Genomic DNA, 13,703 nt, shown 5'->3' with positions numbered 1-13,703 from the left:
CTCCTATTAATGCAAAAAAAATAGCGGTTTTTGCCGCTATTTTTCTTTCAAGTCGAGTAAGTAAGTAACTGCGTCATCAAACGTATTTATCGGGACAATTTTCATTTTTGATTTAATATCTTTGGCTGTTTCAAGTGCAGCTACATAATTGGAATCAGGTGCTCCGTTTTCATTGGGAGCCAAGAAAATTTCTGCCCCGGCTTTATCAGCAGCAACAATTTTCTGTTCAATCCCGCCGATTTTACCGACATTACCATTCGAGTCAATGGTCCCCGTACCAGCAATTTGATAGCCTCTCGTTAAATCCTCTTCAATTAATTGATTGTAGATTTCTAATGAAAACATGAATCCTGCTGAAGGACCTCCGATATCCTTACTTTCAATTGAAACAGCGGGCTTTACGACAATTTCCTTATCATCGACAAGACCTATTCCAACACCTACTTTCCCTGTTTGTGGTACTGTTTTTAATGAAAGTTCTACATCGCTAATTTTATTTTTTCTTTCAATTTTAAACTTTACTTTGTCTCCTTCCTTTTTACTAGAGACATACTCAATAAATTGTGCTGAAGATTCAAATTCATGCTCGTCAACTTTAAAAATTCGATCTCCAGCTTTTAGCTTCCCATCTGCAGGCATTTTAGGCATAACATTTAGGACAAAAACACCCTGATAATCATAATTAATTGGAATTCCTGCTTTTTTATATGCGGTTTCAATGGCATAAAATTTTGAAGAGTCCATTAGATGAAGCTGTCGAACATTATATTCCTCATCTGTTTCATCTTCCCTTCTTATTGCCTTAATCGGAAAATTTTCTTGATATTTACTAAATTTTGCAATCGTATATGAATAAATATTAGCTTTTCCCATTCTAACTGTTGTTAACATAAAATTTCCTTTTTCATCGAAGCCATTTTCTACATGAATGATTGGTTCCAGTTCTTTTGCCATTCCAGGTTTCGAAACATAGTATGGCAAATAATAAAAAGAACTTGTTAATAGAATAATTGCTGCAATGACGAAGGAAGGAAAAAAATACTTTTTCTTCATTTTTTCGGCGGCTCCTTCCACGTGTTCAACACTTGTTTAATCGAATCAACTTGTTTTCTAGTTTCTTCTTCCCCAATCGTGATGATTTCTTCTATATTTGTAAAAGCTCGAGAACTGAACATTTCTACTCTTGGTCGAATCATAATACTAGATGCTACTTCTCGATTAGCTACTAATTCCATTTGCATAATATCAAGACTTTGCATAATTACATCGTAAATTGACGTAATTTCAATATTTGTTTTGACATGTGACACATCAATAGCAATAATAATATCTGCACCCATTTCTCTTACTACCGAGACAGGAATTCTGTCTACCACACCCCCATCGACTAGTAAACGATCATTTAATTTTTCAGGCACAAAAATTCCAGGTATTGATATACTTGCACGTACAGCATCAGCAATTGGTCCCTTTTCAAAGACAATTTTTTCACCAGTCATTAAATCAGTTGCGACAACACGAACTGGAATCTCTAATTGTTCAAGATTTTTACCATGTGTAAATATGCGAATTAGTTCTTTTACTCGTTTGCCTGCAATAAACCCCATTTTCGGAACTGTAAAATCTAAATAGTACTTCCTTTTAAATGCGGTAGCTAATTTATATAGACGTTCAATATCAAGCCCCGCTCCATAAAAACAGCCAACCATCGCTCCCATACTGCTCCCAGCTATACAATCAATCGGAATTCCTTCCTCCTTCAACACCTTAATCGCACCTAAATGTGCAAAACCTCTCGCACCGCCTGAACCTAGCGCCAATCCAATTTTTGGGCGACTATCCAAAAGAAAAGCCTCCTTATGCACGCCTAATTTCACTTCATTAAATTCATTTCACCATGTTTCAATCTTATGGTCTATTTTACTGATGTATGAGTATATTGATTTATAGGAGACAAGGCTAATTTTTGCCTGATGACTTCATTCCATTCAATATCGTTACAAAGTCAGTTAAGTGTTTGAGGGAGGCATTGCCCGTGTTCCGTTCTCGATTAAAGACAATTATTCTTGCCATTTCCGCAGCTTTGATGGCTATTTCTCTCATCTCATTTCCTCAAGAGTCTGTTGACGCTTCCATAAGAGGACTAAATATGTGGTGGGAAATCGTATTTCCTTCCCTACTACCATTTTTCATCATTGCCGAATTATTAATTGGATTTGGAGTCGTACGATTTATCGGTGTTCTCCTCGAACCATTCATGCGTCCACTATTTCGTGTACCTGGCGTTGGTGGATTCGCTTGGGCAATGGGGATGGCATCTGGTTTTCCAGTTGGAGCAAAAATAACTGCAAGACTTAGACAGGAAGGCCAAATATCCAAAATTGAAGCAGAACGCCTCGTTTCATTTACGAATTGCTCCAACCCATTATTTATCTTCGGTGCTGTATCTGTCGGCTTTTTCCATAATCCAAAACTTGGGATGATTCTTGCATTAGCTCATTATCTTGGTAACTTTACAGTCGGGATAGTTATGAGATTTTACCGTCGGAAAGAAGAACCTCCCATTAAAGATATAAAAAGAAAAACTTCTTTAAGATCAGCCTTTGCCATTCTTCATCGAACGAGGATTAATGATAATCGACCGATCGGTAAACTTCTTGGTGATGCTGTCATGTCTTCTGTTCGGACATTACTGATGGTTGGTGGGTTTATCATTCTTTTTTCTGTCATTAATAAATTGCTATTTCAAATTGGAATTACATCCTTTTTGGCAAGAGGATTAGAGCAACTATTAATCGTATTCCAATTACCAAGTGAGCTTGGTATTCCACTTTTCTCTGGTATGTTTGAAATTACACTTGGCAGCAAACTTACTAGTCAAATACAATCTGCAACATTAATGCATCAAGTAATAATAACAAGCTTCATCCTGGCTTTTAGCGGCTTTAGTGTACAAGCTCAGGTCGCGAGCATTCTTGCTGAAGCGAATATCGATTTTAGGCCCTTTTTTATAGCAAGAATTTTCCACGGCTTTTTTGCTGCTTTTTATGCAGCAATACTATGGAATCCAGTGTATGAACGATTTTATAATACCGAACCATCAAACGCCATCCCTGTAAGTGTTTTTGATGAAAATTCTTTTATACAAAAATGGTTATCTATAATAGTCGAAACTGGCCCACTCATTACAATCATTTCATTACTTCTCTATACTTTTTTATTAGCAAAAAGAGTGACTAAGTAAGATAAATTAATACGCATATTCACAATAAATACGAACGAGCACATATTGTGCTCGTTTTTTTTCATTATGTAAATTTGTTTATTAAAGCATTCTCCACTATTTGCGGAACGAGCTCAGATACGTTTCCGTTGTATTTAGCCACTTCCTTTACAATGCTAGAGCTTAAAAAAGAATATTGATTTTTTGTCATGATAAAAAAGGTTTCAATATTATCGTTTAATACACGGTTCATTGAAGTAATTTGCATTTCATACTCAAAGTCTGATACTGCTCTTAGTCCCCTTATTATTGCGTGAGCATTTACACTTTTAGCATAATCTACTAACAAGCCTTGAAAAGAATCTACTGTAACATTCGGAATATCTTGCGTTACTTCCTTTATTAATGCGACTCTTTCTTCGACTGTGAACAATGGGTGTTTTGAAGAATTATTTAATACGACAACATGAACTTCATTAAATATTTTTGCCCCTCTTTTAATAATATCTAAATGGCCATATGTAACTGGATCGAAGCTTCCCGGACAAACAGCTATACCCCCCATAAAAAATCCCCCTGTATCAATATTTTTTCAATCGCTCCATTTATAGATCGTAATGGCAATAATCCCGTATTTCTCAGTTTTCTTTACAACTAAATTTCCTACAGAATCTGGTAATTGAATCTCCGAACCATGTTCGCAAACGATCGTTCCTGTTGCCGAAAGCAAGTCTTCATTGTTAACAGTATCAAGCAGCTTAATAAGTTGCTGTTTCTTATAAGGCGGGTCTAAAAAAATAAAGTCGAATACAAGCTCCCTTTTTTTTATCACCTTAAGTGCTCTCTCGGCATCATTGCGATAAATCTCTGCCTGCTCCTCAAACATACAACTGCTCACATTTTCATGAATCGTTTGAATCGCTTTCCCATCTTTGTCGACAAAAATAACCTTATCAGCACCCCGACTTAAAGCCTCAATTCCCAGCCCACCACTTCCTGCAAAAAGATCAAGTCCAAGACCGCTTTCAAAATAGGGGCCAATTATATTAAATATTGCCTCTTTCACTTTGTCAGTCGTTGGTCTTGTAGAGCTGCCAGGAACTGCCTTTAAAATTTTCCCTTTTCGTATTCCTGATACTACACGCATCTTTTATCACCACTATTCACTTTTGAACAATTTTTCCTAACTATCCTAACATATTTATGAATGCGCCGCCAACTCATTTCATGTTTATGCGCACGCCATATCTTCATAAAAGATACTCAAATAGGAAAAAAGCGGATTCGGTGTATATCCGTTATTTTTATGGAAATAATGTAAGTAACAGCATCTATTCGAGGATGTTGTTGCCAACCGCGGAGAAGACTTACGTTTCCCCATAAGTTCTTCCTCCGGTTTCTCCTCTCCCTTTGCCTTCTATCCTATAGTAGAGGATATAGAAGGACCCTGCAGAATGTCTGCAGGGTTTTTTCTTTTCTTATAACGATAGCTTTATTTCTTCTTCATTTTCTTCAAAAGAAACATTAAAAAGTGTTTGAATCCACTGTTTACTCATATATATATTTCCATTCATGTTTAATAACGGGCTTTCCAATAGTCCATAATCTTCTTCATTGTAAATAAAAATATTACTATTTAAGTAAAAACGATAACTATTATTTTCTTTCATTAGTAAAATTGTTTCCTGATCAGGAAGTATTTTTAACTCAAAGCCTAATGACTTCATTGTATCAATAAAAGGATAGAGCATTTTCCCATTATCAATAATAACTTCTATCTCTTTCACTTCTTTATTAGCAATGACAACCTTCCTATCGTCATAAAAGTATAACGGAAAAAATGGCTTTGAATCATCGTTATTTAATAAGAAAAAACGAGTGTTTACCTCTTTAATTTGTTCAATAAAATGATCCATTTTCTGTGTTGTAATAGCCTCGTTTGAATTTAATGCTAGCTCGAAAAGAGTCTGCATTTCTTCTTCTGAGAGATGGGTATTTAATTCCTTAACAATTAGTTTTCCCTTCTCTGTAGAAGGAGGTTGTTCTATCATATACGAGGTGAAAATATCTAATAACCAATGATTATTCATATTATATTTTTTTTCAAAATAATAATGAACTAATTTCCTCTTTAACTCCGCATCGGTTATATTAGGCGATGAAATTAAGAGGCCCTTCCCATTTATTCCTTTATATTGATCAGATAAAATCACGGCTACATAAGGGAATCCAAGTAAATCCTTCATCTCTTTAAATTCAAAACCACTCTTTTGACCAGATTGTTCAACATACAGATCTATCCCTGTTTCAGCTTCAGTATATTGAAGTTTATTAGGTTGCCAATATAAAGAGGGTGCTTCCCCTATGTTTGAAAACAAATAAAAGTCAATTAAATCCATTTTTTTATAACCTTTTAAAGGCGCACCTACAACCCATGAACCGTCTCTTTTATCCGAATCAACAATTTCGATGCTAGTTCTAGTTACATTCACATCATGCACTAATGTTGTCCATTCATTCATTAAAAAGGCACTATTTTTATTCGGCATTTGAACAAGGAATTGAAATACCATTTCATTGTTATCTGGTAAAAATGTATGAGGATTTTCATCATTGGATTCGCAAACCTTACCGTCAGCTTTCTTACAAGTCCAATCAAATAGACTATCAGGAACCGTCATCGTATATTCTTTATTCGCAGTAAGACCGATAATCTTTTGAGTAACTAGTAAATGATCCTCCTCAGTTTTTATTACTATTTCTTGCTTTACTTTTTCGAAATTTTCATCTGGAATGTTTTGTTTAGAATATGCCTTCCACTGCCAGAACAGCATACCACTTATTGATGTTGTTAAAGCAATAAAAATTAGAAACGCTGATCTCCACATCGGAATTCCCCTCAATAATTTTTTCTTTATCATAACCATACCAAATCCTTCGTCAACAGTCACATAAAAATTGTACAATTTTAGCGAAATATACAATTTTTTAGTACTTTATGCAAGAAAAGCATGATTTCCCTATTTTGTTCATAAGTTAGTCAAGCATTTCAATATTCAATACAAAAAAAGATGAGAGGATAGCCTCTCATCTTTAAATTCCCATTTTATAGTCATACTCTTTTGCTTTATCTGGTTTCTTGTTTTCAAATTCAATTTTTAAAAATGGCTTATACGAAGGCTCAACTTTTTTTACAAATGAATAGGAATTGAGTTTTTCAATAGTATTTTCCACTTCAGCTAGATCGCAATATAATACAACATATTTCAACCTTTTTGACACAAAATGGATATTGCCGAATTTTCTTAACATTTTCGCCTGTTTTAATGTGTAAAGCCACACAATTATTCCTTGGCGTTGTCCCAACATATTTTCTTCCCCTTCAAACTGTATATTTTTAGGTCTGCTTCTATGAAAATTCGTACTAAGAGCAGCCACATCCTCCCCCAGTTCCGCAGCCACCTCCGCAGCTAGACGAGCTATCGAAAAATGGATTACCAGTCGGAACTTTAATTTGGTCTGACACTGAACGGCCAATGATGACACTGACTTCATCTAATAAGGACTGGAGACTATTTTCCGCTCTTCTGAATTCAGCAACATGAAAATCAAGATCCATGATTCGTTTTAACTCACGTATCGATTTCATAGCTGTCTTATATTCGGGGTGATACTTGCCGAAGCGCTGTACTTCATCATAAATTTCTTTCATTTTTATAAACTTATTTATTTTTTCTTGTGTTTCTTTATTTGTTTTTAATCTATATAAACATTGGCGATATTGCTCCGCCTCTTCTGAATTAATTATCATTGCTGCAATATTATCAGCCTGATCTAAAATTTCGATTCCTTCAATTGTTGCAAGCAAAATGAAGTTCACCTCCGTTTCATATTTTATCATGAAACAGAAGAAATCAAAAGTTATGGAATCGTAATATAAAATTCTTTTTGTAAATTATAGGAAGAATCCTTTGTTTTTACCGCTTGTAACTTAAGATGATGTGTCCCTGATGGAAGCCCTTTGATAATAAACGCAGCTGATGAAATCTCATCCTTTTTCTTCCCGTCGACATAAACAACAATTTTCCCTTTATTATTAGCATTTGTTTCTCGAAATGTAATTCCTTGAACGATACACTCAATCAAGACTTCCTTTCCCTTAACTTGATACTTAACAAAAAAAGGATCGCTTTGATCAAGCATCATACTTGAAGCAGGAATTTCCTTTCGTAAATCAGTATTTATTATTGGATAAACATCTATATTTGTCTCCGGTTTCGGTATGTCTTTTTTGCAACCCATCGTAATAAACAGCAAACATCCGATTAATAAATAAACATGACTTCTCATTAGCTTCATTAGCTATCTCTCCTTTATGATAAAGCTCAATCATTTCTATGTCGTTATTGTTTGCCTAACGGTCTTTTTTTATTTCTTTCGAAAAAATAAAATAAGCTTTCTCATTAATTGAGAAAGCTTTGATTTATGTTTGATTACTGTTCATCGCTTGGAACATGCTCATCATCATTGTTGCCATTTGCACACCATTTGCAAACTTTTCAACTTTATGTGGAATTGTATTTTTATAATAATGCAAAGAAGCAATTTCAAGAGATTGAATTTGTGTTGGATTTCGCGATAATTTGCGATACCACTCTGGCTGCTCCCTTATAAATCTTTGTAATTCTTTATTTTGAATCAGATAATGACTTATCTCTTTACGCATGATTATTTTCTCCTCCCTAATCTTTATTAAAACTAAATGGATTACTTAATTTTTCTCCTCCACCCTTTGGAAGATTTACTTGATTACCACCTTGAAATTGAGAAAGAAGATTTTGGACTGTCGCCAATGTTTTACTTAAGTTGTCAATATAACCTTGCATTTGATTAGGTTCCATTTTTTTAAGTGAGCCTAATATATTACTCATCCAATCAGGGGTTTGCTCAGCTGATTTACTGTCTTTCGGTTCACCCGTTCGATATGGGTCCCATTTCGGATCATCTTCCCCTAATAAATACCAGTCTTCATATAATTCCTGCAAAGTACTTTGGCCAGATCTAACATCTTTAATGATTGCTGGATTCGCTTTAACGAATTGTTTGAATTGCTCAACAGAAGGGTGAAGTTCTTTTGTAGCCATCTCCAAATCACCTCATTTGTCACAAATGCCTACAATATTTTATGAAACAAAGGTGAAAAGGGTGAAATTGAATGTTCACGCTCAATAATGATAATATAATTAGATATATGAAAAAGAATGTTTTTTATGTGAGAGGGTTTGGTTAAAGTGGTCACAGCAATTTTAATACCGATTATTTGCGTCTATTTTTTTTGGCTGACAAAAAAGGAATTGCGAGAAAGTCAACAAAAATGGCTACAGTTAAAGTCTGTAGCCGAAGAAGCAGTAATTTCTGGGAAAATCGTCCAAATAAGTGGGCATAAACAAAGATTTTCTTACTATCGATTTATTTATGTGTTAGAGATAACTATTCAATCTGACTTAAAAAAATGGCAAGTAAAAAAAATAATTCCGATTGAACGAGATTTTCAAGTACCTAACATCGCAGTTGGTGAATATGTTCATTTATTTGGAAATTGGAAAGAAAACTATTTTCATGTAAATAGGATTAAATACGATAAATGAGTGCTTATTCCTGCCATTTTCCAATAAAATTTTGCGTATAGTGCTTTTTATAAACACCTACTCCTAAATGAGTAAATTCTTCGTTTAATAGGCTTTCACGGTGTCCTTTACTATTTAGCCAGCCTTCAATTACTGCAGGAGCATCTATATAATTCGCAGCAATATTTTCTCCTGCAATTTGATAGATTACATGATTAGCTTCTAAACGGTCCGATAATTCTCCGCTTTTTTCAGATATATGAGAAAATTGTTCCGACTCGAACATGTCCTTACTATGTTCGTATGCTACCTCTGCCAACTGCTCGTCCCATTCAAGTGGTTTTATTCCGTGACGAACGCGAATGACATTCGTTAAATCAAAAATTTGCCTAGCCTTTCCTCGTTCAACTTCGTCCTCTTTTATTTCTGAGGAAAGATTCGCCTCAAGCAGTTCACCACGATAAACCATTTCGTACGGATGCAGTTTTATTAGGCTTTCCTTATCTAACAACCGAACACTTGATAATGTGCCAGTAAACTTATCAATATACAGTTGTGCAAAAAAATCGCCTAGCAAAATTAATGGACGACTATTTAAATCATCTTCTGATAATTCAAACCGATATGATCCATTTTGATGATCAATATTAATATTTGTTTCAACCTGGGTAGTTGTATAGATTTCAGTTATTGATTGCCCTATTTTAAAAGGCTGAATTTCAGCTTTCGCTCCAGTAACAAAGACTGTGACAACCTTATTATCTGTAATTCCAATTTGAACATATTTTTCATAATCTTCGGGATAAATCCACCATTCATAATCATAAAGAGAGGGATCAATTCTAGTAGGTTTACCTAGTTCGCTAATTAGTTCTTTGCTAGTTTTCCCCATTAAGCTTGCCAAACCTTGATTTGGTAATGCAATACTAGCAGTTTCATTTGCAGCTTCATTTAAGTCCTCAGCTACTTTTGGTTGATGGCTATTTTCATTTACCAATATCTCTCTTTCATCCTTTGTTGCAACATTTAAAACAAAACCAACCAATAAAAGTGAACATACAATTACTAAAGTTCTTATAAGAACGCGCAGAGTATTTTCCCCCTTTCTTTTCTCTTTTTCTACTATCTTTATGATAACTTTCTATAAATTAGTATAACATCAATAAGTTTCTTTTTAATAGAAGGGGGTGAAAATTCTAAAAGAAAAAGAAGAAGTAATAATCCGAATTCGTCATAAATGATTTCTGAATCAAAAAAAGCCTGTGAGAGATTGCCAAATTCATCATCCCATTAAAGGAATGACAATTTTGTACGCAGCTCATCAGGCATTGACAACATTATTATGCTTTAATCATTGAAGTTCATTACTAGCTTGAGAAATTTCTGATAATGCATCCCCAGCATGTTCATTCGTTAAATGGTGGACAGCAAAATCACCTAATGATACTATCCCGACTAATTTATCATCATTATCAATGACTGGCAGCCTTCTGATCTGATGCTCTGCCATTAACCGAGCTGCCTCATGTACAGCCGTATCTTTCTTAATCGTAATTAAATCATTACTCATAATTTCTTCAACCTTTGATGAGGCTGGCTTCTTTTCAGCAATACATCGTAAAACGATATCTCGGTCTGTTATCATTCCAACTAATTTATCTTCATCAACAATGGGAATTGCACCAACATTTAAATCTTTCATTTTTACTGCTACTTCATACACATTATCCAATAGTGAGCAACTATCAACTTGCTCAGTCATCATTTCATGAACGGTTTCCATTCATTCTTTCCTCCATTTCATTTTTTTGTAATTAAAATGGTCCAATAATGACCATATACTCCACCTTCTGCATAGCCTATACCAATATGTGTTGCGTTTTTATCCATCATATTCTCAAGATTAACAGTAGAGTTTATCATGGAAGAAAGTACTTCCTCTGCTGAACGATGCCCTGCACCAATACTTTCCTTTACAAATTGAAATGAAATTTTTAATTCCTTCAACAATACTATAGGATCCCCATAAGTAGGTGAATTATGTGAGACATATTTTTTATCTCTCATATCAATTGACTTTAATCGGGCTGCATTCGATAACCTACTATCTATTATTAAGCTTTTCATTCCTAATTGTGTTCTTTTTTCATTAATTAAATGAAAGAGATTTTTCTCCGATTGCTTCATCATCCCATTACGTCGATCAGTAGGAATAACGATTTTGTCTCCTGGAAAAATGACATTTGGATTTTCAATAGATGAATTGCTCTTTATGATTGAATCAAGTTTTACATCATATTTTCGAGCTATTTTCCAAAATGTGTCTCCATTTTTCACAATATATGTTTCCTCAGCAAACACAACGTGCAAGGATATAAAACTTAGCAAAATGATAAGAACGAACACCCTTTTTTTCATAACACAACTTCCTTTCCATAAATCATTCTTAGCATTTCCAAAACGAGAAAAATATTGATGATTTAAGTTCAATTTTTCACTGAATTAAACCGCTTTCTTTTATGTATCCATTGCATATTCTGCCCTTTTCAACTATTATTGAATTTGGAGTAGTACTTGTAAAAAATTGAACTAATTTGCTATTCATAGCAAGGATGGACTGTTTTAGGAGGGGCAAAATATGAAGTTTGAAAATACTGGGGTAGATAATAAGAAAGCGGATTTAAACCAACTTGATGATTTAATGTTAGCTAATAAGCTTGTTCGCGAGGGCCAATGGGATTATGAAAGAGTTACATATGATCGTAAATTTGATTTAAAAGAAGGCATCTTCTATTTACGTGTATTTGGCACTGCCGTTGAAGGCGATGTCGGTGCTAACAAAGCCATTATTCAACTAAAAACACCAGTGCTTGGCAAATATTATTATCCACACGGTGTTGAATATGGTGAAGATGAAGTATTCCCAAAAACACTTGTTAGCCAATGTGAAAAAATTCTAGGTACAATCAGTGAAGAACTTAGCAAATTTGCTAAATAATGAACGAAAACTTGTGTTGCCTAGATAAATAAAAGACGTATGCTTGCATACGTCTTTTATAATTATTCAAAAATTTTATGTTTGTACATGACTTCATCGTAATAATCATATTATAATTGAATTATGTTTCTAAAGTTAGAAAGGAGTTCTATTTTGTCAGCCATTTTTACAAAACGTTTTTTATTTATTTTCATCATTATTGTGCTTATTGCAACGATTGGTTATTTTATATTACCAGTTTCAATTCCATTAATGATCGCCATCATTACCGCACTTATTCTCGAGCCACTAATAAAAATTCTTCAGAAAAAGCTTAAAATAAAACGGCGCTTCTCAGTGTTAATCGTTTTCTTATTATTTGTCTTTTTTATCGGAATAAGCGGTTATTTTATTACAACAAAAGTTGTTACTGAGGCGATCAAGCTCGTTGAACATGCCCCCCAATATATTAATGAAATTACAACCGCTTGGCTTAGAATTGAAGCAGATTTTTCTAAAGCCGCAAAAGATCTTCCGAAAGATTTAGTTGATGAAATTAGCAATCAAGTCCAAACTTTCCTAATCAAAACAAAAGACGATTTAATCGCTTATATAAACATCGATAATGTAAAAGCGCTCTTAACAAATATACCAAATTATTTAGTTAGCTTCCTCGTCTACTTAATCGCCCTATTTTTATTTATGATTGACATTCCACGAATAAAAGTAGGGATATACAATCACCTCACAGAAAAAACAGCTGAAAAAGTTTCTTTTATGTCTTCACGTCTATCTTATGTAGTATTTGGGTTTTTTAAAGCCCAGTTTTTAGTAAGTATCATTGTTTTCATTGTTTCATTAATCGGCTTATTGCTCATTAAACCAGACATCGCACTTATCATGGCGCTCGTCATCTGGATTATTGATGTAATTCCGATTATAGGATCGATCGTCATTTTAGGACCGTGGTCACTATTTCATTTATTAACAGGTGATATCGTTCTTGGCACAAAGCTTGCTATTTTAGCGGCTATTTTATTAATTATAAGAAGAACCGTGGAACCAAAGGTAATGGGAAGTCATATCGGTTTGTCACCTTTAGCAACTTTAATTGCAATGTTTCTCGGTTTAAAGCTATTTGGAATTCTTGGGTTTATTATCGGGCCGATGATTTTAATCGCCTTTAATTCGGCGAAAGAAGCAGGTTTAATAAAAATTAATTTTAAGATTTAGAAAAACTCGGCATTCGTCAAGCTCTTCCGGCGAATGCCTTAGCTTTTCTTATGCGGTATTATAAATGCTACTATTATTTAGACTTTTTTTTTACTTTAGTACGTTAATAAATTTTAACTTTCCTATTAGCCTAAAAAAACTGCCTCATGGCAGTTTTTAAAAACCTAATATTGCTTTAATTACAGAGGTTGTTTCGCCCCCATGGTAAAAAACATAAAGTAATAAATAAACAGCTACACCTGTAACGGCAGTACAAAACCAAATTATACTCGTAATCGGTCCCAACTTCCGATGGCGCTTAAGATTATTTTTATAACCTGTATACAAACTGACAATCCCGAAAATAGCTCCGATTGTTGCTAATGTTACATGAAAAATCAAAAAGATTGTATAATAAATTTTAATATCTTCTGGACCGCCGAATGCAGTATTTCCAATGAAAACAGTTCTACTTGCATAAATAACGAAGAAAATAATTGCAAAAACAGCAGCTAGTGTCATTGTTTTTTTATGTGCTTCCATTTTTCTCTTACTAATCTGAACCCAGCCTATCGCGACAGTTATTGCACTTAAAACAATAAATGCCGTACTAATTGTCGGTAATATCGGCAATGAATAATCCATAATGACTCCCTCTCTACCC

Annotated in this window: 18 protein-coding genes; 4 read left to right on the top strand and 14 right to left on the bottom strand. The window is 34.1% G+C overall.

The genetic code is table 11. The features are described 5' to 3' along the window. Window positions 1-36: 36 nt before the first annotated feature. Window positions 37-1,053 carry a SepM family pheromone-processing serine protease gene (locus KDN24_RS09790; RefSeq protein WP_409974677.1) on the bottom strand — a complete coding sequence of 339 codons (1,017 nt, stop codon included), beginning with the start codon at window positions 1,051-1,053 and terminating at the stop codon, window positions 37-39. Then, window positions 1,050-1,844, bottom strand: coding sequence for a patatin-like phospholipase family protein (locus tag KDN24_RS09785; RefSeq protein WP_409974676.1), 795 nt, complete (start codon window positions 1,842-1,844; stop codon window positions 1,050-1,052). The genes KDN24_RS09790 and KDN24_RS09785 overlap by 4 nt, the downstream gene beginning before the upstream one ends. A gap of 191 nt (window positions 1,845-2,035) precedes the next feature. Between KDN24_RS09785 and spoVV the strand changes: the two genes are divergently transcribed. Continuing rightward, window positions 2,036-3,244, top strand: a complete 1,209-nt coding sequence (gene spoVV / locus KDN24_RS09780; RefSeq protein WP_409974675.1) for a dipicolinic acid transporter SpoVV — start codon at window positions 2,036-2,038, stop codon at window positions 3,242-3,244. Between the two features lie 64 nt (window positions 3,245-3,308). Here spoVV and coaD read toward each other — a convergent pair whose 3' ends face one another. From coaD to KDN24_RS09740, 8 genes are all read right to left on the bottom strand, one after another. Then, window positions 3,309-3,788 (bottom strand): pantetheine-phosphate adenylyltransferase, encoded by a 480-nt coding sequence (coaD, locus tag KDN24_RS09775; RefSeq protein WP_409974674.1) that lies wholly within the window; start codon window positions 3,786-3,788, stop codon window positions 3,309-3,311. A gap of 27 nt (window positions 3,789-3,815) precedes the next feature. Beyond that, window positions 3,816-4,370 (bottom strand): 16S rRNA (guanine(966)-N(2))-methyltransferase RsmD, encoded by a 555-nt coding sequence (rsmD, locus tag KDN24_RS09770; protein WP_409974673.1) that lies wholly within the window; start codon window positions 4,368-4,370, stop codon window positions 3,816-3,818. Window positions 4,371-4,701: 331 nt separating this feature from the next. Continuing rightward, complete coding sequence (locus KDN24_RS09765) at window positions 4,702-6,111, bottom strand: stalk domain-containing protein (protein ID WP_409974672.1); 1,410 nt, start codon at window positions 6,109-6,111, stop codon at window positions 4,702-4,704. Between the two features lie 205 nt (window positions 6,112-6,316). Next, entirely contained in the window at window positions 6,317-6,592 is a 276-nt protein-coding gene (locus tag KDN24_RS09760; RefSeq protein ID WP_491348401.1) for a YlbG family protein, read from the bottom strand. 55 nt (window positions 6,593-6,647) lie between these two features. Beyond that, the gene (locus tag KDN24_RS09755; RefSeq protein ID WP_409974671.1) at window positions 6,648-7,091 is read right to left on the bottom strand and encodes a YlbF/YmcA family competence regulator; all 444 of its coding nucleotides are present in this window, start codon (window positions 7,089-7,091) and stop codon (window positions 6,648-6,650) included. Window positions 7,092-7,144: 53 nt separating this feature from the next. After that, window positions 7,145-7,582, bottom strand: coding sequence for a hypothetical protein (locus KDN24_RS09750; RefSeq protein ID WP_409974670.1), 438 nt, complete (start codon window positions 7,580-7,582; stop codon window positions 7,145-7,147). 124 nt (window positions 7,583-7,706) lie between these two features. Then, on the bottom strand, window positions 7,707-7,949 hold the full coding sequence (locus tag KDN24_RS09745) for a YlbE-like family protein (RefSeq protein ID WP_409974669.1): 243 nt from the start codon (window positions 7,947-7,949) through the stop codon (window positions 7,707-7,709). 16 nt (window positions 7,950-7,965) lie between these two features. Continuing rightward, window positions 7,966-8,367, bottom strand: coding sequence for a YlbD family protein (locus KDN24_RS09740; protein WP_409974668.1), 402 nt, complete (start codon window positions 8,365-8,367; stop codon window positions 7,966-7,968). A gap of 147 nt (window positions 8,368-8,514) precedes the next feature. Between KDN24_RS09740 and KDN24_RS09735 the strand changes: the two genes are divergently transcribed. Next, window positions 8,515-8,871, top strand: a complete 357-nt coding sequence (locus KDN24_RS09735) for a hypothetical protein (protein ID WP_409974667.1) — start codon at window positions 8,515-8,517, stop codon at window positions 8,869-8,871. Window positions 8,872-8,875: 4 nt separating this feature from the next. Here the strand turns inward: KDN24_RS09735 and KDN24_RS09730 are convergent, their stop codons facing one another. The 3 genes from KDN24_RS09730 to KDN24_RS09720 all read right to left on the bottom strand — a co-directional run bounded on the left by KDN24_RS09730 (window position 8,876) and on the right by KDN24_RS09720 (window position 11,268). Next, window positions 8,876-9,847 carry a CAP domain-containing protein gene (locus tag KDN24_RS09730; RefSeq protein WP_409974666.1) on the bottom strand — a complete coding sequence of 324 codons (972 nt, stop codon included), beginning with the start codon at window positions 9,845-9,847 and terminating at the stop codon, window positions 8,876-8,878. 354 nt (window positions 9,848-10,201) lie between these two features. Further along, window positions 10,202-10,633, bottom strand: coding sequence for a CBS domain-containing protein (locus KDN24_RS09725; protein WP_491348400.1), 432 nt, complete (start codon window positions 10,631-10,633; stop codon window positions 10,202-10,204). 17 nt (window positions 10,634-10,650) lie between these two features. Then, window positions 10,651-11,268: a LysM peptidoglycan-binding domain-containing protein gene (locus KDN24_RS09720; protein ID WP_491348399.1), complete on the bottom strand. Its 618-nt coding sequence runs from the start codon at window positions 11,266-11,268 to the stop codon at window positions 10,651-10,653. 220 nt (window positions 11,269-11,488) lie between these two features. On the opposite strand from KDN24_RS09720, the gene KDN24_RS09715 reads away from it, so the two are divergent. Both KDN24_RS09715 and ytvI read left to right on the top strand, forming a co-directional pair. Then, the gene (locus tag KDN24_RS09715; protein WP_409974664.1) at window positions 11,489-11,848 is read left to right on the top strand and encodes a YugN family protein; all 360 of its coding nucleotides are present in this window, start codon (window positions 11,489-11,491) and stop codon (window positions 11,846-11,848) included. 153 nt (window positions 11,849-12,001) lie between these two features. Then, window positions 12,002-13,060 (top strand): sporulation integral membrane protein YtvI, encoded by a 1,059-nt coding sequence (ytvI, locus tag KDN24_RS09710; protein WP_409974663.1) that lies wholly within the window; start codon window positions 12,002-12,004, stop codon window positions 13,058-13,060. Window positions 13,061-13,216: 156 nt separating this feature from the next. Here the strand turns inward: ytvI and KDN24_RS09705 are convergent, their stop codons facing one another. Then, a complete protein-coding gene (locus tag KDN24_RS09705; protein ID WP_409974662.1) occupies window positions 13,217-13,684 on the bottom strand; it encodes a DUF420 domain-containing protein in 468 nt (155 codons plus the stop codon). Window positions 13,685-13,703 lie beyond the last annotated feature (19 nt).

The sequence above is a fragment of the Cytobacillus sp. Bva_UNVM-123 genome (assembly GCF_046351715.2).
Classification (GTDB): Bacteria; Bacillota; Bacilli; order Bacillales; family Cytobacillaceae; genus Cytobacillus.
Note: the sequence above shows the minus strand (reverse complement) of the source record. Positions and strands in the feature narration are given on the sequence as shown.

Bases quoted from the DNA above. Each gene is read 5' to 3' on its own strand.
- coaD (WP_409974674.1), bottom strand. From the start codon at position 3,788: ATGGGGGGTATAGCTGTTTGTCCGGGAAGCTTCGATCCAGTTACATAT.
- KDN24_RS09765 (WP_409974672.1), bottom strand. From the start codon at position 6,111: ATGTGGAGATCAGCGTTTCTAATTTTTATTGCTTTAACAACATCAATA.
- KDN24_RS09750 (WP_409974670.1), bottom strand. From the start codon at position 7,582: ATGAAGCTAATGAGAAGTCATGTTTATTTATTAATCGGATGTTTGCTG.
- KDN24_RS09790 (WP_409974677.1), bottom strand. From the start codon at position 1,053: ATGAAGAAAAAGTATTTTTTTCCTTCCTTCGTCATTGCAGCAATTATT.
- KDN24_RS09740 (WP_409974668.1), bottom strand. From the start codon at position 8,367: ATGGCTACAAAAGAACTTCACCCTTCTGTTGAGCAATTCAAACAATTC.
- KDN24_RS09725 (WP_491348400.1), bottom strand. From the start codon at position 10,633: ATGGAAACCGTTCATGAAATGATGACTGAGCAAGTTGATAGTTGCTCA.
- KDN24_RS09705 (WP_409974662.1), bottom strand. From the start codon at position 13,684: ATGGATTATTCATTGCCGATATTACCGACAATTAGTACGGCATTTATT.
- KDN24_RS09745 (WP_409974669.1), bottom strand. From the start codon at position 7,949: ATGCGTAAAGAGATAAGTCATTATCTGATTCAAAATAAAGAATTACAA.
- KDN24_RS09760 (WP_491348401.1), bottom strand. From the start codon at position 6,592: ATGTTGGGACAACGCCAAGGAATAATTGTGTGGCTTTACACATTAAAA.
- KDN24_RS09715 (WP_409974664.1), top strand. From the start codon at position 11,489: ATGAAGTTTGAAAATACTGGGGTAGATAATAAGAAAGCGGATTTAAAC.
- KDN24_RS09720 (WP_491348399.1), bottom strand. From the start codon at position 11,268: ATGAAAAAAAGGGTGTTCGTTCTTATCATTTTGCTAAGTTTTATATCC.
- rsmD (WP_409974673.1), bottom strand. From the start codon at position 4,370: ATGCGTGTAGTATCAGGAATACGAAAAGGGAAAATTTTAAAGGCAGTT.